This is a genomic window from Ephemeroptericola cinctiostellae (assembly GCF_003339525.1).
Lineage (GTDB): Bacteria > Pseudomonadota > Gammaproteobacteria > Burkholderiales > Burkholderiaceae > Hydromonas > Hydromonas cinctiostellae.
Genome location: NZ_CP031124.1, coordinates 1,526,376 through 1,549,274, shown reverse-complemented (window position 1 = coordinate 1,549,274; position 22,899 = coordinate 1,526,376). Strand labels below are relative to the sequence as shown.

Genomic DNA, 22,899 nt, shown 5'->3' with positions numbered 1-22,899 from the left:
AAAACATGGCCACATTTCGTACGGTGTTGATAATTTAATCTTACGCCAATGCACGGACATCCACAAAATGCCCTTCAATCGCTGCCGCAGCAGCCATCGCAGGGCTGACCAAGTGGGTGCGTCCACCTGCACCTTGGCGACCTTCGAAATTTCGGTTTGATGTCGACGCACAACGTTCGCCTGATTCGAGGCGATCGGCATTCATCGCCAAGCACATGGAGCAACCCGGTTCACGCCACTCAAATCCCGCATTTTTAAAAATGACATCCAAGCCTTCGGCTTCTGCCTGTGCTTTGACCAAACCAGAGCCAGGCACGACCAAGGCCAATTTGACATTGCCAGCCACTTTTTTACCCAAACGTTTGACCACCCATGCCGCAGCGCGCATGTCTTCGATGCGGCTGTTGGTGCATGAGCCAATAAAAATTTTGTCCACATTGATCGATGTCATCGGCACGCGTGGCTCTAAACCCATGTAAATCAATGCACGCTCCATCGCGTCGCGTTTCACGGGGTCTTTTTCAAGTTCAGGATCCGGCACATTGGCATCAATGGCGACCACCATTTCAGGTGAAGTGCCCCATGTCACCTGCGGTTTAATGAGTTCAGCTTGCAATTTAATCACGGCATCGAACTTCGCGCCATCATCCGAGCGCAAGGTTCGCCAAAACTCAGCCGCCATGTCAAATTCTGCACCTTGTGGGCCGAAAGGACGGTTTTTCATGTAATTGATCGTGACGTCATCAACCGCAACCAAACCCGCACGTGCGCCCGCTTCAATCGCCATATTGCAAATGGTCATGCGCCCTTCCATGCTCAATGCACGAATCGCAGAGCCTGCAAATTCAATGGTATAGCCTGTACCACCCGCTGTGCCAATTTCGCCAATCACAGCCAGCACGATGTCTTTGGCCGTGCAGCCCGCAGGCAAGGCACCATCGACTTGTACCAACATGTTTTTGGCTTTTTTCATCATCATGGCTTGTGTGGCCAGCACGTGCTCAACCTCAGAAGTGCCAATGCCAAATGCCAATGCACCCATTGCACCATGCGTCGATGTGTGCGAATCACCGCACACAATCGTCATGCCGGGCAATGTTGCACCTTGCTCAGGGCCAATCACGTGCACGATGCCTTGACGGATGTCGTTGATTTTGAACTCTGTAATCCCAAAGGCATCACAATTGCTGTCCAAGGTTTCCACTTGAATTCGTGAAATGGGATCCACAATCCCTGCATTGCCTTGTGAACGATCGGTTGTGGGCACATTGTGATCACACACCGCAAGATTTGCATTCAAACGCCATACAGGACGCGAAGCCAAGCGCAAGCCTTCAAAAGCTTGTGGGCTGGTGACTTCGTGTAAAAGTTGTCGGTCAATGTAAATGAGCGCGGTGCCGTCATCCTCAGCACGAATGACGTGCATGTCCCACAATTTGTCGTATAAGGTTTTCATGAAAATCCAAACTTACCAATGATTGATATTAAAATTTAAAAGTTATTTTTTCTTCGCTGCGAGGTACAAAGGGCGAACTTTTTCAGCCAGTACACGCAATGAAGCTTGACGGTTACCTGAGTTGGGGTGCGTGCTCAAAATCTGAGGGATTTCTCCGCCTTCTACGCGTTGCATTTTGTCCCACAGCGTCACAGCTGCGTCAGGATTGTATCCCGCACGTGCAGCCAATTCGATGCCCAACTGATCTGCCTCTGTTTCATGTGCGCGACTGAATGGCAAATTGAAACCCAAATCAGCCCCAATTGATGCAATCTGCCCCACATTGGATAGACCATATGCTTCACCCACGGCGCCAATCACGCCTGAAACAAGACCGATGCCTTGTTCACGTGATTGCTGTTCGCGAGTGTGCTCACGCAAAGCGTGGGCAATCTCATGCCCCATTACTTGAGCGATTTCGTCATCGGTCAAATTCAAACGTGAAATCAAACCGCTGTACACCCCAATTTTACCGCCTGGAAAGCAAAACGCATTGATTTCGTTATCTGCAAACACATTGACTTCCCACGCCCATGATTTTGAATCAGGGCGCAAAACAGGTGCTTTTGCAATCAAACGGTTGGCAATGCCACGCACGCGAGCGGTCAGTGCCGCATCTTTATTGAGCGCTCCTTTGGTGCGCGCTTGAGCAACCATTTCAGTGTAGCTTTGTGCCGCCTGTGTATTAATCGCTTCAGATGAAATTGAAAAAGTTTGCTTGCGCTCAACACCAACAGCACTGCCCGTGGTGGTTGTTTGCTGTGTACCGCACGCCGCTAAAGTCAAAGACACTGCAATCGCAGCTGCTGTTTTTGAAGTCAAAAAAGTCATTGCTCACTCTCCGTGTTGTAAATGTAATACTGGGGTTGAAACACTGACATCGCCATTCTGCGCGCGATGCAATAACGCGTGATCCATCAAAACCAAAGCCAGCATGGCTTCCAAAATAGGTGTTGCGCGAATGCCCACGCATGGGTCATGCCGTCCAAAGGTCTCAACGGTGGCGGGATGGCCATGGATGTCCATGCTCTCACGTGGAATACGAATCGACGAAGTGGGCTTAATGGCAACGTGCACGACGATGGGCTGGCCTGTCGAAATACCGCCGAGCACCCCACCCGCATGATTCGATTTAAAGCCCGATGGTGGCATTTCATCCCCATGCTGCGAACCACGTTGCGCGACCACATCAAAACCATCACCCATTTCAACGCCTTTGACCGCATTCACACCCATCATGGCGTAAGCAATGTCTGCATCGAGCTTATCAAACAAAGGCGCACCCAAGCCAACGGGCACATTGGTTGCCCCCACCATTAAACGCGCCCCGACAGAATCACCTGAACGGCGCAAGGCATCCATATAAGCTTCTAATTCAGGCACAATCTCATTATTGGGTGCAAAAAATGGGTTCTGAGCGACATGATCCCAATCTTGGAATGGAATGTGAACATCACCCAATGCGGTCATGCAGCCCATCACCTCGGTACCAAATTTTTCTTTCAACCATTTTTTGGCCACCGCACCTGCTGCCACCATTGGTGCGGTTAGGCGCGCTGAAGAGCGGCCACCACCACGGTAATCGCGGATGCCGTATTTATGCCAATAGGTGTAATCGGCATGACCGGGACGAAACTGCACGGCAATATTGCCATAATCACCGCTGCGCTGGTCTTGATTGCGAATCAACAACGCAATGGGCGTGCCTGTGGTTTTGCCCTCAAACACCCCAGATAAAATTTCGACTTGATCCGCTTCTTGTCGTTGCGTCACATGGCGTGATGTCCCCGGACGACGGCGGTCTAAATCAGGCTGAATGTCTTCCGCCGACAATGCCAAACCTGGAGGGCAACCATCGATCACGCAGCCGATCGCGGGCCCATGAGATTCGCCAAAGTTAGTGACACTAAAAAGTTGTCCAAAAGTGCTGCCTGCCATGATAAACCTTAAGAATAATTGAATGTGCAATGCACAAATATGCCCCACATTGTAGCCCATTTTTTCACATAAAACGAGACCCGCGAGCAAAAGCTGCGGGCCTTGGTCATCAAACTTGATTTGGTCATCGCCAACAATCACCCAAAGGTAAAGCTCCTGTGGAAAATCTCTGCCCCGTTTCGTTAATACTTAAAGTCCCACAATCTAGATCAGGAAGCCCAGTTTGTCTAGCAGATATTTGATAAGTCGTTGCCGTTGGAAAGCCTGCAGCAAAAGCAAGAACATAAGGCTCATTGGGATCCAATGCGGGCAGTGCCGCCCCCACATAAGTATTGGCGCGTAAAAAATAACGCTCCATGGCTTGTTGCGCCATCAACAGCCTTGTTTGTGCCGCATGACGGTTTGAACTGATGATGTAGTCTTGGTAGCGCCCAACCGCCAAAGACGACAACACGCCGATGATGGCAATCACCACCAACAATTCCAGCAAAGTAAATCCATTCTGAGATTTGGATGATTTCGATTTCATTTGATCAAGGCCCTCGCCATCCAACTTGCACAGCACCACCCTGCAAAATCAGAGGAGAAACAACAGCCCCATTACTTAAGGTAATGACCGCTGCGCTTTGCACACACCCCACATTGAACAGATTGCATGCGGGATACAAAATCTCTGATGTTTCTAACAAGCCGTTCGCAGTGGTCGTTACAATCAAGTTGGGTTGCTGCCAAAATACAGGCGCACCACCGAGCAAAGGAACGGGTACTGCAGCAACAACTGTACAAGTACCATTGGGCACGGAAACGGTTGGAGTCCAATTGAAGACAGCAGCTGCATTCGATTTAAATGCATTTTTCACGATAAGCAAACACGCTCGATGGGCATTATGCGATACCAAAGCCTGCTCATTCATTACAAAATAACCACCCGTCTCTCTAAGCTTTAAGGTTTGCCCTCTAAGCATGCTGGCCACCACGCCAGCCAAGATCAGCAGTGTGATCAACACCACAATCAGCGCAAAACCGCGCTGATTTTTTTTAAAAGGAAAAACGTATGATGTTAACAATTTAAACAACCTAGTTTGCCGTGAAGGAATAATTGTTCACAGGCATGTCAATGCGGGTTTTATAAAAAACAGCACCAGCGGGAAGGCCGTTGCCCGCACAATCGGTCAATGTGGCCGAACCATCGTTCAGACCGCTGGCATCCGACGTCACAATGCACAAACCAATGAGACGGGCAACACCATTGATGTTGGTTTGGTTAAACTGAGCACCCACAACACCACTTAAAATATCCCTCCAACCAAAAGCAGGTGCTGCGCCATTGCCAAGACAAGTCAAGTCAAGTAAAGTGCCGTTGCGTTGAAAGGCATATTGATTGTAAACAAACACCCATCCATTATTCAGCAAACCATTCGCTGCAGTGTATTGAATGGCATTACCATGACAATCTCTGGCTTGCGCGACAGGCACAACAGAGGCCACATTCAATTGGCTTCCAACACAATTGGCCGCGGTGCATGGCGCAATACTGACCCCAACCTTCAAAACATTCATCTGGGCAGGGGCAAACAAAGCTACCCCTGCTGTGGTTGCGAAAGGATAAGAGCCTGCTTGCGCAACATCGCGTTTTAAGTTACTCAACGAAATTTGAACCTGTGATGATTGATCTTGACGCAATTGCACAACGGTTTGATCCACCACCACACCCGCAACATAACGTTGGACGGCAATCACAATACCCAACATCAGCAGCACCGAAATCAGCAGTTCAAGCAAAGTGAACCCACTTTGCTTGAACTTTTTTCGTGTCGATTGAGATGTAAACATCACGGCCCAACCCTCAATAACATTGAAACGCAATGATTGGCTGCCACCACCACACATGGGGCTCTTTGTACCACGTTTGCAGGGGCATGGGCAGGCCAGTCCATTTGCACACTCCACACCGCGTTTGCTGCGCCAACGGGAGCAATCCTTAAGCGTGCACCTATTAAACCAGCCTCAAATGCTTGCGACTGCCACATGGGGACATCATACAGAAGGGCAATTTGTGCGGGCGTACATCCCACACATAAGGGTGGAGTCACCGCCGCAGCAAACCACGTACCGCTGTATGTATTTGCGGCCAGCTCCTGATTGTTTACTTGCATGCGACTCACCATGTTAACAAGAACCAGTTCTGCCCTCGCCAATTCGGAGGTATCCGAAACCTGCCGAAGGTTGTTGGCATGAATGATCATGGTCGCCCCAATCGCCACAGCAGCAATCAATGTTGCCACCAACACCTCGATTAAGCTGAATCCTTTTTGATCTTTCAAGTGATTGTTTTTTTCTTTCATCATGACCATCATTGCGCAGGTGCCGCCGCAGCTGCTGTCACGGACACCCCAACCGGCGGAGCTGGTAGCAATACAGCAGGCGTCGACTCGGTTGTGAATACGGTTGAGGATGAGAGCGCCGATGTTGAACTTGTGGTGGATGTGTCCATTGTTAACGTTGGCAACACTGCTGCTGTGGTGCTAGCTAATGTAGTATTGCTTGCGGGGGCCATCACATTGGTACTCAAGGTGATGCGACCAGAGGATGCCAAAACAACCTGTTGAGGTGTTTGAGCTTGAGCGGATGTCACTTTTATTGTCAAATTTGAGCCATTCGCAATTCCTTTTCGATCAAAAGTGATGGTGCTTCGATCTGAAACCATATTAACCGAAGCAGGAGCCGCCTCACTGCGCATGATAATAGAGTTAACACCATCCACACCCACGGGCGCCATCCAAACCCAAGCGCTCCAATTGGCAGTATTATTTAAATTGAGACATGTGGGTGGGGCGAAACCACTTAAATCAGCAACATTAACGGGGCAACCCGTCACGACCACCGAATGACTTTGGGCGTATATTCTGGCTGCTTCCATCTGTTGAGCGATTTCACTGGCCATCACATCGACATTTCTTTGCGCAGAAACCCCTTGCAGGCGTGGAATAGCCAAAGAAGACATGATTGCAACAATGGCCAACACCACTGTCATTTCTAAAGCCGTGAAACCGCCTTGTTTCCTTGAACAAATTCGTTTTGACCGTAAAAAGCGATGCCATAACTTTGCCCGCACAGAAGCATGCGGTAAATCACTAGTTGTATGGCATATTTGATAGAAAAATCTAAACATCTATCCATTTCACCTTGAAAAAATGTCCATCTTTGCACTGTGTGAACTTTATCACACATTCATTTTAGGGCACTCAATTGATATAGTTTATTTTATCTAAACGACATCATCTTGAGTTGCTTTACTATTAAAAAATCTGGCAGAACGGCATAACCTGTTGATTTTAGTTTTAAATATTTTTTAAAGTAAAATTTTTTTTAAACAGCTTAGGCTTTCAGACCCTTTATTATTATTTTATTATAACTTAAGCAAGAAGTGTAGTTATTTTAAGTATATTTACGTATCACATATCATTTGGTTAAGCCACACAAAAAATCACTTCGCCCCACCTAAAGACACAGAAAAACATGTCAAAAAAATGGCACCCCAAGTGCCATTTTTTTTGATGAGTCATAAAATATCTATCTGCTACCGCACCCGTTGCTCACCATCAATTTGAATGGTGACACGTCGATTGGGCCCCAAACATTCAATCAATTGAGCGCGCCTTAAGCCATCAGAACAAGAAAAAATCGGTTGTGACATGCCCATACCTTTGGTGCTGATCAATTCACTCGATACGCCTCGGCTGATCAAATAAGAACGAACTGTGTCGGCGCGCTGTTGTGACAACTTAGCATTCGATGTTTCTGAGCCCAATCGATCGGTATGCCCTACAACTTTGATGGATGACACCACCCGATAAGTTTCAGCGATCATATTGCCGACATTATCAAGTTCAGCCCGCCCTTTTGGATTTAAGTCCTTTAACGCCCCACCTGCAAATGCGAACAAAGCATCGGCTGATAAAGCAATCATTTTAGGTTGTGTTACATCCTTAACAACAGGTGCGCAAGTGCTGTACATCTCTTTGTTCGTCAAAAACTGCCTGCGATCGTCTCTCTCAAAATGAATTTGATATTGACATGTTTTGTAGCTGCCATCGTCTTGCTTAAAACGAAAGACATAATCCCATGCGGTTTCAGAAAAAGCCCCTTCATCAAAATGTGGCCGTCCAATCAGTTTAACAATTTGCCATTTACTCATATTGGCATCGACAAGATTTAGGGTGTCAAGATCGATTACACTCGGATGTTGAAAATGTGAATCACTGATTTTTGGAAACTCAACAACACCCAAGCCATTATGCCAAGGAGATGGAGGCGCCGCTTGAACTGTTGTCGATAACATGAAACCACAGAATGTGATTGCTTTTGCTGCATTATTTACATATTTTTTCATTTTATCCTCAGTATTTTTTGCTGAAAGGTGATTTTTTAAAGCGGGTCAAAGGGTAAACACAGACGCCCACCCTTTTACCCATGAGTTTTTACTCATCAATCTTTACCCATCACCCATTCAACACCTGCTCCCGCAGCAACACCGCCTTTGCTTGCAGATACACCGCCAGTTAAACTCCATCGACCATTATCAGCCGTTTGTCGTACAGAAACACCCATCGCTGTTTGACCTCTAAAGTAACCGACCCCTGCTCTGACTGTCGTTTTACCGGGAACAATCAATGCAGGTGCTTGTAATGCAATCGCTGATGCAACACCCGCAGACAATTTGTTATCCAAACCATCAATTTTTGCATTGATTACACTGCCCATACCTTTCAACTGATTCACATTCACCGCATCCGTGCCGTTTACGCCTTCAGCCACATTGGTGATTCGACGTTCACTGCCCGCAGAACCGACCGATACCGTATTGGCCTCATTGGCCACTGAATTCGAACCCAAAGCCACAGAATTAGCCGCCGAAGCCGTCGCGCTCGTACCCATCGCCAACGAATTGGTCGCACTGGTCGTGGTCACAGCCCCATTGCCCATAGCCACTGAACTGTCACCATTCGCCACCGAATTAGGACCAATCGCCACCGAGTTATTGCCCACAGCCTGCGCGCCCGCCTCCGTTGAATTGGCTTGGAAATACTTCGTACCTGCATTGTTAATGACATTCACCGTCGTTGACAAAGAAGACACCGAAGTAGACAACGAAGCCACCGCACTGTTGGTCGAGCTCAAGCCAGTCGAAGTCAAAGTTGACAACGACGCAATAGCACTGCCCGTCACCGTCGACAACGAAGCAATCGAACTGTTCGAAGTGCTCAAAGTCGTTGAAGCCATCGAAGACACCACCGTTGACAACGAAGCGATCGAACTACCTGTCACTGTCGACAACGAAGCAATCGAGCTGCCCGTCACCGTCGACAACGAAGCAATTGTACTATTCGCCGTACTCAAAGTGGTCGAAGCCATCGCTGAAACGGTCGTCGACAATGAAGCCACCGCAGAATTCACCGAACTCAAGCCTGTCGAAGTCGAAGTTGACAACGAAGCCACTGTTGAATCAACCGTGCTGAAACCCGTTGAAGTCGAAGTTGACAACGAAGCAATCGAACTGCCCGTCACCGTCGACAACGAAGCAATTGTGCTATTCGCCGTACTCAAAGTGGTCGAAGCCATTGCTGAAACGGTCGTCGACAATGAAGCCACCGCAGAATTCACGGAACTCAAGCCTGTCGAAGTCGAAGTCGACAATGAAGCCACTGTTGAATCAACGGTACTGAAACCCGTTGAAGTCGAAGTTGACAACGAAGCAATCGAACTGTTCGCCACACTCAAGGTTGTTGAAGCCATCGTAGACACCGCAGTCGACAATGAAGCAATCGAACTACCCGTCACTGTTGACAATGAAGCCACAGCTGAATCCACCGTGCTCAAACCCGTTGAAGTCGAAGTTGACAACGAAGCAATCGAACTGTTCGCCACACTCAAGGTCATCGAAGCCATCGTAGACACCGCAGTCGACAATGAAGCAATCGAACTACCCGTCACTGTTGACAACGAAGCCACAGCTGAATCCACCGTGCTCAAACCAGTTGACGTTGACGTTGACAACGAAGCCACTGTTGAATCCACAGTGCTGAAGCCTGTTGAAGTCGAAGTTGACAACGAAGCAACTGAACTGCCGGCTGCTGTTGACAACGAAGCCACACTCGAATCCACAGTACTTAAACCTGTTGAAGTCGAGGTCGACAACGAAGCCACTGTTGAATCAACTGTACTGAAACCCGTTGAAGTCGAAGTTGACAACGAAGCAATCGAACTGTTCGCCACACTCAAGGTCGTCGAAGCCATCGTAGACACCGCAGTCGACAATGAAGCAATCGAACTACCCGTCACTGTTGACAATGAAGCCACTGCCGAATCCACCGTGCTCAAACCAGTTGAAGTTGACGTTGACAACGAAGCCACTGTTGAATCAACTGTACTGAAACCCGTTGACGTCGAAGTTGACAACGAAGCAATCGAACTGTTCGCCACACTCAAGGTCGTTGAAGCCATCGTAGACACCGCAGTCGACAATGAAGCGACCGAACTGCCTGTCGATGTTGACAACGAAGCCACAGCTGAATCCACCGTGCTCAAACCAGTTGACGTTGACGTTGACAATGAAGCCACACTCGAATCCACAGTACTTAAACCTGTTGAAGTCGAGGTCGACAACGAAGCCACTGTTGAATCAACTGTACTGAAACCCGTTGAAGTCGATGTTGACAACGAAGCAATCGAACTGTTCGCCACACTCAAGGTCGTTGAAGCCATCGTAGACACCGCAGTCGACAATGAAGCGACCGAACTGCCTGTCGATGTTGACAACGAAGCCACAGCTGAATCCACCGTGCTCAAACCAGTTGACGTTGACGTTGACAATGAAGCCACACTCGAATCCACAGTACTTAAACCTGTTGAAGTCGAGGTCGACAACGAAGCCACTGTTGAATCAACTGTACTGAAACCCGTTGAAGTCGATGTTGACAACGAAGCCACTGCCGAATCCACCGTGCTCAAACCAGTTGAAGTTGACGTTGACAACGAAGCCACTGTTGAATCCACAGTGCTGAAGCCTGTTGAAGTCGAAGTTGACAACGAAGCAACTGAACTGCCGGCTGCTGTTGACAACGAAGCCACACTCGAATCCACAGTACTTAAACCTGTTGAAGTCGAGGTCGACAACGAAGCAATCGAACTGTTCGCCACACTCAAGGTCGTCGAAGCCATCGTAGACACCGCAGTCGACAATGAAGCAATCGAACTACCCGTCACTGTTGACAACGAAGCCACACTCGAATCCACAGTACTTAAACCTGTTGAAGTCGAGGTCGACAACGAAGCCACTGTTGAATCAACTGTACTGAAACCCGTTGAAGTCGAAGTTGACAACGAAGCAATCGAACTGTTCGCCACACTCAAGGTCGTCGAAGCCATCGTAGACACCGCAGTCGACAATGAAGCAATCGAGCTACCCGTCACTGTTGACAATGAAGCCACTGCCGAATCCACCGTGCTCAAACCAGTTGACGTTGACGTTGACAATGAAGCCACACTCGAATCCACAGTACTTAAACCTGTTGAAGTCGAGGTCGACAACGAAGCAATCGAACTGTTCGCCACACTCAAGGTCGTCGAAGCCATCGTAGACACCGCAGTCGACAATGAAGCAATCGAGCTACCCGTCACTGTTGACAATGAAGCCACTGCCGAATCCACCGAGCTCAAACCAGTTGAAGTTGACGTTGACAACGAAGCAACTGAACTGCCGGCTGCTGTTGACAACGAAGCCACACTCGAATCCACAGTACTTAAACCTGTTGAAGTCGAGGTCGACAACGAAGCCACTGTTGAATCAACTGCGCTGAAACCCGTTGAAGTCAAAGTTGACAACGAAGCCACTGTTGAATCCACAGTGCTGAAGCCTGTTGAAGTCGAAGTTGACAACGAAGCCACGGTTGAGTCCACAGTGCTGAAACCCGTTGAAGTCGAAGTTGACAACGAAGCAATCGAGCTGTTCGCCACACTCAAGGTCGTCGAAGCCATCGTAGACACCGCAGTCGACAATGAAGCAATCGAACTACCCGTCACTGTTGACAACGAAGCCACGGTCGAATCCACAGAACTCAAGCCTGTTGAAGTTGAAGTTGACAATGAAGCCACTGTTGAATCCACAGTGCTAAAGCCTGTTGAAGTCGAAGTCGACAATGAAGCCACGGCTGAATCCACAGTGCTGAAGCCTGTTGAAGTCGATGTTGACAATGAAGCCACTGTTGAATCCACAGTGCTGAAGCCTGTCGAAGTTGAAGTCGACAACGATGCAATCGAGCTATCTACCGTACTGAAGCCTGTCGAAGTTGACGTTGACAACGAAGCCACTGTCGAATCCACAGTACTCAAGCCTGTCGAAGTCGAAGTCGACAACGAAGCCACTGCTGAATCCACAGTACTAAAGCCAGTCGAAGTCGAAGTTGACAACGAAGCCACTGTTGAATCCACAGTACTCAAACCTGTTGAAGTCGAAGTCGACAATGATGCCACGGCTGAATCCACAGTGTTGAAGCCTGTTGAAGTCGATGTTGACAATGAAGCCACTGTTGAATCCACAGTGCTGAAGCCTGTCGAAGTTGAAGTCGACAACGATGCAATCGAGCTATCTACCGTACTGAAGCCTGTCGAAGTTGACGTTGACAACGAAGCCACTGTCGAATCCACAGTACTCAAGCCTGTCGAAGTCGAAGTCGACAACGAAGCCACTGCTGAATCCACAGTACTAAAGCCAGTCGAAGTCGAAGTTGACAACGAAGCCACTGTTGAATCCACAGTGCTGAAGCCTGTCGAAGTTGACGTTGACAACGAAGCCACAGTCGAATCCACAGTACTCAAGCCTGTTGAAGTTGAAGTCGATAACGAAGCCACTGCTGAATCAACAGTGCTGAAGCCTGTTGAAGTTGACGTTGACAACGAAGCCACTGCTGAATCCACAGTACTAAAGCCAGTCGAAGTCGAAGTTGACAACGAAGCCACTGTTGAATCCACAGTGCTGAAGCCTGTTGAAGTCGATGTCGACAATGAAGCCACTGTTGAATCGACAGTGCTCAAGCCTGTCGAAGTTGAAGTCGATAACGAAGCAACTGTTGAATCGACAGTGCTAAAGCCTGTTGAAGTTGAAGTCGATAACGAAGCAACTGTTGAATCGACAGTGCTAAAGCCTGTTGAAGTTGAAGTCGATAACGAAGCAACTGTTGAATCGACAGTGCTAAAGCCTGTTGAAGTTGAAGTCGATAACGAAGCAACTGTTGAATCGACAGTGCTAAAGCCTGTTGAAGTTGAAGTCGATAACGAAGCAACTGTTGAATCGACAGTGCTAAAGCCTGTTGAAGTTGAAGTCGATAACGAAGCAACTGTTGAATCGACAGTGCTAAAGCCTGTTGAAGTTGAAGTCGATAACGAAGCAACTGTTGAATCGACAGTGCTAAAGCCTGTTGAAGTTGAAGTCGATAACGAAGCAACTGTTGAATCGACAGTGCTAAAGCCTGTTGAAGTTGACGTTGACAATGAAGCCACGGCTGAATCCACAGTGCTCAAGCCTGTCGAAGTTGAAGTCGACAACGAAGCCACGGCTGAATCAACGGTGCTAAAGCCTGTCGAAGTCGATGTTGACAACGAAGCCACTGCTGAATCTACAGTGCTGAAGCCTGTTGAAGTCGAAGTCGACAATGATGCCACTGTTGAATCGACAGAGCTAAAGCCTGTTGAAGTCGAAGTTGACAATGATGCAACCGAACTACCCGCTGCGGTTGACAACGAAGCCACAGTCGAATCCACAGTACTCAAGCCTGTCGAAGTTGAAGTCGACAATGATGCCACTGTTGAATCCACAGTGCTAAAGCCTGTCGAAGTCGAAGTCGACAACGAAGCCACGGCTGAATCTACAGTGCTGAAGCCTGTTGAAGTTGAAGTCGACAATGATGCCACTGTTGAATCGACAGAGCTAAAGCCTGTTGAAGTCGAAGTTGACAATGATGCAACCGAACTACCCGCTGCGGTTGACAACGAAGCCACAGTCGAATCCACAGTACTCAAGCCTGTCGAAGTTGAAGTCGACAATGATGCCACTGTTGAATCCACAGTGCTGAAGCCTGTTGAAGTCGAAGTTGACAATGATGCAACCGAACTACCCGCTGCGGTTGACAACGAAGCCACAGTCGAATCCACAGTACTCAAGCCTGTCGAAGTTGAAGTCGACAATGATGCCACTGTTGAATCCACAGTGCTGAAGCCTGTTGAAGTCGATGTCGACAATGAAGCCACTGCTGAATCTACAGTGCTGAAGCCTGTTGAAGTCGAAGTCGACAATGATGCCACGGTTGAATCCACGGTACTGAAGCCTGTTGAAGTCGAAGTCGACAATGATGCCACGGTTGAATCCACGGTACTGAAGCCTGTTGAAGTCGATGTCGACAACGATGCAATCGAGCTGTCTACCGTACTGAAGCCTGTTGAAGTCGAAGTCGACAATGAAGCCACCGTTGAATCCACAGTGCTAAAGCCTGTCGAAGTCGATGTCGACAATGAAGCCACAGCCGAATCAACGGTGCTCAAACCTGTCGAAGTCGATGTCGACAACGAAGCCACAGCTGAATCCACAGTGCTCAAGCCTGTCGAAGTTGAAGTCGACAACGATGCCACGGTTGAATCCACAGTACTCAAGCCTGTTGAAGTCGAAGTTGACAACGAAGCCACTGCTGAATCAACGGTGCTCAAGCCTGTCGAAGTTGACGTTGACAACGAAGCCACTGTTGAATCAACCGTACTGAAGCCTGTTGAAGTTGAAGTCGACAATGATGCCACGGTTGAATCCACCGTGCTCAAACCCGTTGAAGTCGAAGTCGACAACGAAGCCACAGCTGAATCCACCGTGCTCAAACCTGTCGAAGTTGACGTTGACAATGATGCAACAGCAGAATCAACGGTACTCAAACCTGTTGAGGTTGAAGTCGACAACGAAGCCACTGCTGAATCCACAGTGCTCAAGCCTGTCGAAGTTGACGTTGACAACGATGCTACTGTTGAATCAACCGTACTGAAGCCTGTTGAAGCTGAAGTCGACAACGATGCAACCGAACTACCCGCTGCGGTTGACAACGAAGCCACCGCGGAATCAACGGTGCTCAAACCAGTCGAAGTCGAAGTCGACAACGAGGCAACCGAACTGCCTGCCGCTGTTGACAACGAAGCCACAGTCGAATCCACAGTACTCAAGCCTGTCGAAGTCGAAGTTGACAATGAAGCCACGGTTGAATCCACAGTACTGAAGCCTGTCGAAGTCGAAGTCGACAACGAAGCCACAGTCGAATCCACCGTACTGAAGCCTGTCGAAGTCGAAGTCGACAATGATGCCACTGTTGAATCGACAGTGCTGAAGCCTGTTGAAGTCGAAGTCGACAATGATGCAACCGAACTGCCTGCCGCTGTTGACAACGAAGCCACAGTCGAATCCACCGTACTGAAGCCTGTCGAAGTCGAAGTCGACAACGAAGCCACTGCTGAATCTACAGTGCTGAAGCCTGTTGAAGTCGAAGTCGACAATGATGCAACCGAACTGCCTGCCGCTGTTGACAACGAAACCACAGTCGAATCCACAGTACTCAAGCCTGTCGAAGTCGAAGTTGACAATGAAGCCACGGTTGAATCCACAGTGCTGAAGCCTGTTGAAGTTGAAGTCGACAACGATGCAACCGAACTACCCGCTGCGGTTGACAACGAAGCCACCGCGGAATCAACGGTGCTCAAACCAGTCGAAGTCGAAGTCGACAACGAGGCAACCGAACTGCCTGCCGCTGTTGACAACGAAGCCACAGTCGAATCCACCGTACTGAAGCCTGTTGAAGTCGAAGTCGACAATGATGCAACCGAACTGCCTGCCGCTGTTGACAACGAAGCCACAGTCGAATCCACAGTACTCAAGCCTGTCGAAGTCGAAGTTGACAATGAAGCCACGGTTGAATCCACAGTGCTGAAGCCTGTTGAAGTTGAAGTCGACAACGATGCAACCGAACTACCCGCTGCGGTTGACAACGAAGCCACCGCCGAATCAACGGTGCTCAAACCTGTTGAAGTCGAAGTTGACAATGAAGCCACTGTTGAATCAACCGTACTGAAGCCAGTCGAAGTCGAAGTTGACAATGAAGCAACCGAACTACCCGCTGCGGTTGACAACGAAGCCACCGCCGAATCAACGGTGCTCAAACCTGTTGAAGTCGAAGTTGACAATGAAGCCACTGTTGAATCAACCGTACTGAAGCCAGTCGAAGTCGAAGTCGACAATGAAGCCACGGCTGAATCTACAGTGCTGAAGCCTGTTGAAGTCGAAGTCGACAATGATGCAACCGAACTGCCTGCCGCTGTTGACAACGAAGCCACAGTCGAATCCACAGTACTCAAGCCTGTCGAAGTTGAAGTCGACAACGATGCAACCGAACTACCCGCTGCGGTTGACAACGAAGCCACCGCGGAATCAACGGTGCTCAAACCAGTCGAAGTCGAAGTCGACAACGAGGCAACCGAACTGCCTGCCGCTGTTGACAACGAAGCCACAGTCGAATCCACAGTGCTGAAGCCTGTCGAAGTCGAAGTCGACAACGAAGCAACCGAACTACCCGCTGCGGTTGACAACGAAGCCACCGCGGAATCAACGGTGCTCAAACCTGTTGAAGTCGAAGTTGACAATGAAGCCACTGTTGAATCAACCGTACTGAAGCCAGTCGAAATCGAAGTCGACAACGAAGCCACTGCTGAATCTACAGTGCTGAAGCCTGTTGAAGTCGAAGTCGACAATGATGCAACCGAACTGCCTGCCGCTGTTGACAACGAAGCCACAGTCGAATCCACAGTACTCAAGCCTGTCGAAGTCGAAGTTGACAATGAAGCCACGGTTGAATCCACAGTGCTGAAGCCTGTTGAAGTTGAAGTCGACAACGATGCAACCGAACTACCCGCTGCGGTTGACAACGAAGCCACCGCGGAATCAACGGTGCTCAAACCTGTCGAAGTTGAAGTCGACAACGAAGCCACTGTTGAATCAACCGTACTGAAGCCAGTCGAAGTCGAAGTTGACAATGAAGCCACGGTCGAATCCAGAGTGCTGAAGCCTGTCGAAGTCGAAGTCGACAATGATGCCACTGTTGAATCCACAGTGCTGAAGCCTGTCGAAGTGGAAGTCGACAACGAAGCCACAGCTGAATCAACGGTGCTCAAGCCTGTTGAAGTCGAAGTTGACAACGAAGCCACGGTTGAATCAACCGTACTGAAGCCTGTCGAAGTCGAAGTCGACAATGAAGCCACTGTTGAATCAACCGTACTGAAGCCTGTCGAAGTCGAAGTCGACAACGAAGCCACCGTCGAATCCACAGTACTCAAGCCTGTCGAAGTCGAAGTCGACAATGAAGCCACGGCTGAATCCACAGTGCTGAATCCTGTCGAAGTCGAAGTCGACAACGAAGCAACCGAACTACCCGCTGCGGTTGACAACGAAGCCACAGTCGAATCCACCGTACTGAAGCCTGTCGAAGTCGAAGTCGACAACGAAGCCACTGCTGAATCTACAGTGCTGAAGCCTGTTGAAGTCGAAGTCGACAATGATGCAACCGAACTGCCTGCCGCTGTTGACAACGAAGCCACAGTCGAATCCACAGTACTCAAGCCTGTCGAAGTCGAAGTTGACAATGAAGCCACGGTTGAATCCACAGTGCTGAAGCCTGTTGAAGTTGAAGTCGACAACGATGCAACCGAACTACCCGCTGCGGTTGACAACGAAGCCACCGCGGAATCAACGGTGCTCAAACCTGTTGAAGTCGAAGTTGACAACGAAGCCACGGTTGAATCAACCGTACTGAAGCCTGTCGAAGTCGAAGTCGACAATGAAGCCACTGTTGAATCAACCGTACTGAAGCCTGTCGAAGTCGAAGTCGACAACGAAGCCACCGTCGAATCCACAGTACTCAAGCCTGTCGAAGTCGAAGTCGACAATGAAGCCACGGCTGAATCCACAGTGCTGAATCCTGTCGAAGTCGAAGTCGACAACGAAGCAACCGAACTACCCGCTGCGGTTGACAACGAAGCCACGGTTGAATCAACCGTACTGAAGCCTGTCGAAGTCGAAGTCGACAATGAAGCCACTGTTGAATCAACCGTACTGAAGCCTGTCGAAGTCGAAGTCGACAACGAAGCCACCGTCGAATCCACAGTACTCAAGCCTGTCGAAGTCGAAGTCGACAATGAAGCCACGGCTGAATCCACAGTGCTGAATCCTGTCGAAGTCGAAGTCGACAACGAAGCAACCGAACTACCCGCTGCGGTTGACAACGAAGCCACAGTCGAATCCACAGTGCTGAAGCCTGTCGAAGTCGATGTTGACAATGAAGCCACGGTTGAATCCACAGTACTCAAGCCTGTCGAAGTCGAAGTCGACAATGAAGCCACAGTCGAATCAACGGTGCTGAAGCCTGTTGAAGTCGAAGTCGACAATGAAGCCACGGTTGAATCCAGAGTGCTGAAGCCTGTCGAAGTCGAAGTCGACAACGAAGCCACTGCTGAATCCACCGTGCTAAAGCCAGTCGAAGTCGAAGTCGACAACGAAGCCACTGCTGAATCAACCGTACTGAAGCCAGTCGAAGTCGAAGTTGACAATGAAGCCACGGCTGAATCCACAGTGCTGAAGCCTGTCGAAGTCGAAGTTGACAATGAAGCCACGGTTGAATCCACAGTGCTGAAGCCTGTCGAAGTCGATGTTGACAACGAAGCCACTGCTGAATCTACAGTGCTGAAGCCTGTTGAAGTCGAAGTCGACAATGATGCAACCGAACTGCCTGCCGCTGTTGACAACGAAGCCACAGTCGAATCCACAGTACTCAAGCCTGTCGAAGTCGAAGTTGACAATGAAGCAACGGTTGAATCCACAGTACTGAAGCCTGTCGAAGTCGAAGTCGACAACGAAGCCACAGTCGAATCCACCGTACTGAAGCCTGTCGAAGTCGAAGTCGACAACGAAGCCACGGCTGAATCCACAGTGCTAAAGCCAGTCGAAGTCGAAGTTGACAATGAAGCAACCGAACTACCCGCTGCGGTTGACAACGAAGCCACCGCCGAATCAACGGTGCTCAAACCTGTTGAAGTCGAAGTTGACAATGAAGCCACGGTTGAATCCACAGTGCTGAAGCCTGTTGAAGTTGAAGTCGACAACGATGCAACCGAACTACCCGCTGCGGTTGACAACGAAGCCACCGCGGAATCAACGGTGCTCAAACCAGTCGAAGTCGAAGTCGACAACGAGGCAACCGAACTACCCGCTACGGTTGACAACGAAGCCACCGCGGAATCAACGGTGCTCAAACCAGTCGAAGTCGAAGTCGACAACGAAGCCACGGCTGAATCCACAGTGCTGAAGCCTGTTGAAGTTGAAGTCGACAACGATGCAACCGAACTACCCGCTGCGGTTGACAACGAAGCCACAGTCGAATCCACAGTGCTGAAGCCTGTCGAAGTCGAAGTCGACAACGAAGCAACCGAACTACCCGCTGCGGTTGACAACGAAGCCACCGCCGAATCAACGGTGCTCAAACCTGTTGAAGTCGAAGTTGACAATGAAGCCACTGTTGAATCAACCGTACTGAAGCCAGTCGAAGTCGAAGTTGACAATGAAGCCACGGCTGAATCCACAGTGCTGAAGCCTGTCGAAGTCGAAGTCGACAACGAAGCCACGGTTGAATCCACAGTGCTGAAGCCTGTCGAAGTCGATGTTGACAACGAAGCCACTGCTGAATCTACAGTGCTGAAGCCTGTTGAAGTCGAAGTCGACAATGATGCAACCGAACTGCCTGCCGCTGTTGACAACGAAGCCACAGTCGAATCCACAGTACTCAAGCCTGTCGAAGTCGAAGTTGACAATGAAGCCACGGTTGAATCCACAGTGCTGAAGCCTGTTGAAGTTGAAGTCGACAACGATGCAACCGAACTACCCGCTGCGGTTGACAACGAAGCCACAGTCGAATCCACAGTGCTGAAGCCTGTCGAAGTCGAAGTTGACAATGAAGCCACGGTTGAATCCACAGTGCTAAAGCCAGTCGAAGTCGAAGTTGACAATGAAGCCACGGTTGAATCCACAGTGCTGAAGCCTGTTGAAGTCAAGGTTGACAACGAGGCAACAGAACTACCTGCCGCCGTTGACAGCGATGCGATTGTTGAATTAACTGTGCTCAAACCCGCTGAGGTCGAGGTTGATAACGAGGCAACTGAGCTACCTGCTGCCGTTGACAACGAGGCAATCGAACTGCCTGTCACTGTTGACAACGAAGCAACCGAACTGCCTGCTGCCGTTGACAATGATGCAATCGAACTACCCGTCACGGTTGACAATGAAGCAACCGAGCTGCCTGCTGCCGTTGACAATGATGCAATCGAACTGCCCGTCACGGTTGACAATGAAGCAACCGAACTGCCTGCTGCCGTTGACAACGATGCAATCGAACTGCCTGCCGCTGTTGACAGCGATGCGATTGTTGAGTTAACTGTGCTCAATCCCGTTGAGGTCGAGGTTGACAACGAGGCAACTGAGCTACCTGCTGCCGTTGACAACGATGCAACGGCCGAACCCACAGCGCTCAAGCCTGTTGACGTCACAGTTGACAACGAGGCAACAGAACTGCCTGCCGCGGTTGACAATGATGCAACGGCCGAACCCACAGCGCCCAAGCCTGTTGACGTCACAGTTGACAACGAGGCGACCGAGCTACCTGTTGCTGTTGATAATGAGGCCATTGCGCTGTTCGCCGAACTCAAACCAGTTGATGTTGACGTTGATAATGATGCAATTGCACTTCGATCCGAGCTAATGCTTGTTGAAGTTGCTGTCGATAATGATCCCACTGTACTGTTGATTGAGCTCAAACCCGTTGAAGTTACAGTCGACAATGAAGCCACCGCACTGCTGGTTGAGCTAAAGCCTGTTGAAGTCACAGTCGATAATGATGCCACCGCGCTGTTGGTTGAGCTCAAACCCGTTGAAGTCAAACTTGAAAGTGATGCAATTGCACTTCTATCAGAGCTGATGCTTGTTGAAGTTGCTGTCGACAACGATGCCACGGCGCTGTTGGTTGAACTCAGACCCGTTGAAGTCACAGTGGACAATGAGGCCACCGCGCTGTTGGTTGAGCTAAAGCCTGTTGAAGTTAAACTTGAAAGCGATGCAATTGCACTTCTATCCGAGCTGATGCTTGTTGAAGTTGCGGTTGACAATGAAGCCACCGCACTGCTGGTTGAACTCAAACCTGTTGAAGTTACTGTCGACAACGAAGCCATTGCACTGTTGATTGAGCTCAAACCCGTTGAAGTTACAGTCGACAATGAAGCCACCGCACTGCTGGTTGAGCTCAAACCTGTTGAAGTTACTGTCGACAACGAAGCCATTGCACTGTTGGTTGAGCTCAAACCCGTTGAAGTCACAGTAGACAATGAAGCCACTGCACTGCTGGTTGAGCTCAAACCCGTTGAAGTCACAGTCGACAATGAGGACACTGCGCTGTTGGTTGAACTCAAACCCGTTGAAGTCACAGTCGACAATGAAGCCACTGCACTGCTGGTTGAGCTCAAACCCGTTGAAGTCACAGTGGACAATGACGCCACGGCGCTGTTAGTTGAACTCAAACCCGTTGAAGTTACAGTCGACAACGATGCCACTGCACTGCTGGTTGAACTCAAACCTGTTGAAGTCACAGTCGATAATGATGCCACTGCACTGTTGGTTGAGCTCAAACCCGTTGAAGTCACAGTCGACAATGAAGCCACTGCACTGCTGGTTGAGCTCAAACCCGTTGAAGTTACAGTCGATAATGATGCCACTGCGCTATTAGTTGAACTCAAACCCGTTGAAGTCAAACTTGAAAGTGATGCAATTGCACTTCTATCAGAGCTGATGCTTGTTGAAGTTGCTGTCGACAACGATGCCACGGCGCTGTTGGTTGAACTCAGACCCGTTGAAGTCACAGTGGACAATGAGGACACCGCACTGCTGGTTGAGCTCAAACCCGTTGAAGTCACAGTGGACAATGAGGCCACCGCGCTGTTGGTTGAGCTAAAGCCTGTTGAAGTTAAACTTGAAAGCGATGCAATTGCACTTCTATCCGAGCTGATGCTTGTTGAAGTTGCGGTTGACAATGAAGCCACCGCACTGCTGGTTGAACTCAAACCTGTTGAAGTTACTGTCGACAACGAAGCCATTGCACTGTTGGTTGAGCTCAAACCCGTTGAAGTCACAGTCGACAATGAAGCCACTGCACTGCTGGTTGAGCTCAAACCCGTTGAAGTCACAGTCGACAATGAGGACACTGCGCTGTTGGTTGAACTCAAACCCGTTGAAGTCACAGTCGACAATGAAGCCACTGCACTGCTGGTTGAGCTCAAACCCGTTGAAGTCACAGTCGACAATGAGGACACTGCGCTGTTGGTTGAACTCAAACCCGTTGAAGTCAAACTTGAAAGTGATGCAATTGCACTTCTATCCGAGCTGATGCTTGTTGAAGTTGCTGTCGACAATGAAGCCACGGCGCTGTTAGTTGAACTCAAACCCGTTGAAGTTACCGTCGACAACGATGCCACTGCACTGCTGGTTGAACTCAAACCTGTTGAAGTTACCGTCGACAATGAAGCTACCGCACTGTTAGTTGAACTCAAGCCTGTTGAAGTTAAACTTGAAAGCGATGCAATTGCACTTCTATCCGAGCTGATGCTTGTTGAAGTCACAGTGGACAATGAAGCCACTGCGCTGTTGGTTGAACTCAAGCCTGTTGAAGTCACAGTCGATAATGAAGCCACTGCACTGTTGGTTGAGCTCAGACCTGTTGAAGTTGCTGTCGACAATGAAGCCACCGCGCTGTTGGTTGAACTCAAGCCTGTTGAAGTCACAGTCGATAATGATGCCACTGCACTGCCCGATGCCGCTGACAACGATGCCACTGCACTGTTGGTTGAGCTCAGACCTGTTGAAGTCACAGTTGACAATGAAGCCATTGCACTGTTGGTTGAGCTCAAACCTGTTGAAGTCACAGTTGACAATGAAGCCATTGCACTGTTGGTTGAACTCAGACCCGTTGAAGTTACAGTCGATAATGATGCCACCGCACTGTTAGTTGAACTCAAACCTGTTGAAGTTAAGCTTGAAAGCGATGCAATTGCACTTCTATCCGAGCTGATGCTTGTTGAAGTTGCGGTTGACAATGAAGCCACTGCGCTGTTGGTTGAACTCAAACCCGTTGAGGTCACAGTGGACAATGAAGCCACTGCGCTGTTGGTTGAACTCAAACCCGTTGAGGTCAAACTTGAAAGCGATGCAATTGCACTTCTATCCGAGCTGATGCTTGTTGAAGTTGCGGTTGACAAGGATGCAATCGAACTTTGAAGCCCACTGGCAATGTAGAACA

General features: G+C 49.4%; 11 protein-coding genes. 1 reads left to right on the top strand and 10 read right to left on the bottom strand.

The window, feature by feature from the left end; translation table 11 throughout:
* Positions 1-40: 40 nt before the first annotated feature.
* From leuC to DTO96_RS13240, 10 genes are all read right to left on the bottom strand, one after another.
* Positions 41-1,456 (bottom strand): 3-isopropylmalate dehydratase large subunit, encoded by a 1,416-nt coding sequence (gene leuC, locus DTO96_RS07010; protein ID WP_114562841.1) that lies wholly within the window; start codon positions 1,454-1,456, stop codon positions 41-43.
* Positions 1,457-1,498: 42 nt separating this feature from the next.
* Complete coding sequence (locus DTO96_RS07005) at positions 1,499-2,326, bottom strand: M48 family metallopeptidase (protein WP_114562840.1); 828 nt, start codon at positions 2,324-2,326, stop codon at positions 1,499-1,501.
* Positions 2,327-2,329: 3 nt separating this feature from the next.
* Entirely contained in the window at positions 2,330-3,433 is a 1,104-nt protein-coding gene (aroC, locus tag DTO96_RS07000) for a chorismate synthase (protein WP_114563964.1), read from the bottom strand.
* Positions 3,434-3,557: 124 nt separating this feature from the next.
* Positions 3,558-3,962, bottom strand: coding sequence for a type IV pilin protein (locus tag DTO96_RS06995; protein WP_114563963.1), 405 nt, complete (start codon positions 3,960-3,962; stop codon positions 3,558-3,560).
* Positions 3,963-3,966: 4 nt separating this feature from the next.
* Positions 3,967-4,500, bottom strand: coding sequence for a hypothetical protein (locus tag DTO96_RS06990; protein ID WP_157964362.1), 534 nt, complete (start codon positions 4,498-4,500; stop codon positions 3,967-3,969).
* Between the two features lie 10 nt (positions 4,501-4,510).
* Entirely contained in the window at positions 4,511-5,266 is a 756-nt protein-coding gene (locus DTO96_RS06985; RefSeq protein ID WP_192878969.1) for a prepilin-type N-terminal cleavage/methylation domain-containing protein, read from the bottom strand.
* Positions 5,266-5,781, bottom strand: a complete 516-nt coding sequence (locus DTO96_RS06980) for a type IV pilus modification PilV family protein (protein WP_157964360.1) — start codon at positions 5,779-5,781, stop codon at positions 5,266-5,268. The genes DTO96_RS06985 and DTO96_RS06980 overlap by 1 nt, the downstream gene beginning before the upstream one ends.
* Positions 5,782-5,786: 5 nt before the next feature.
* The gene (locus DTO96_RS06975) at positions 5,787-6,605 is read right to left on the bottom strand and encodes a GspH/FimT family pseudopilin (protein WP_114562837.1); all 819 of its coding nucleotides are present in this window, start codon (positions 6,603-6,605) and stop codon (positions 5,787-5,789) included.
* A gap of 408 nt (positions 6,606-7,013) precedes the next feature.
* A complete protein-coding gene (locus tag DTO96_RS06970; RefSeq protein WP_225972593.1) occupies positions 7,014-7,775 on the bottom strand; it encodes an OmpA family protein in 762 nt (253 codons plus the stop codon).
* Positions 7,776-7,921: 146 nt separating this feature from the next.
* On the bottom strand, positions 7,922-8,614 hold the full coding sequence (locus tag DTO96_RS13240; RefSeq protein ID WP_192879049.1) for a YadA-like family protein: 693 nt from the start codon (positions 8,612-8,614) through the stop codon (positions 7,922-7,924).
* On the opposite strand from DTO96_RS13240, the gene DTO96_RS13235 reads away from it, so the two are divergent.
* Positions 8,541-22,877: a midas domain-containing protein gene (locus DTO96_RS13235; RefSeq protein ID WP_192879048.1), complete on the top strand. Its 14,337-nt coding sequence runs from the start codon at positions 8,541-8,543 to the stop codon at positions 22,875-22,877. The two genes, DTO96_RS13240 and DTO96_RS13235, sit on opposite strands and share 74 nt — an antisense overlap.
* Positions 22,878-22,899 lie beyond the last annotated feature (22 nt).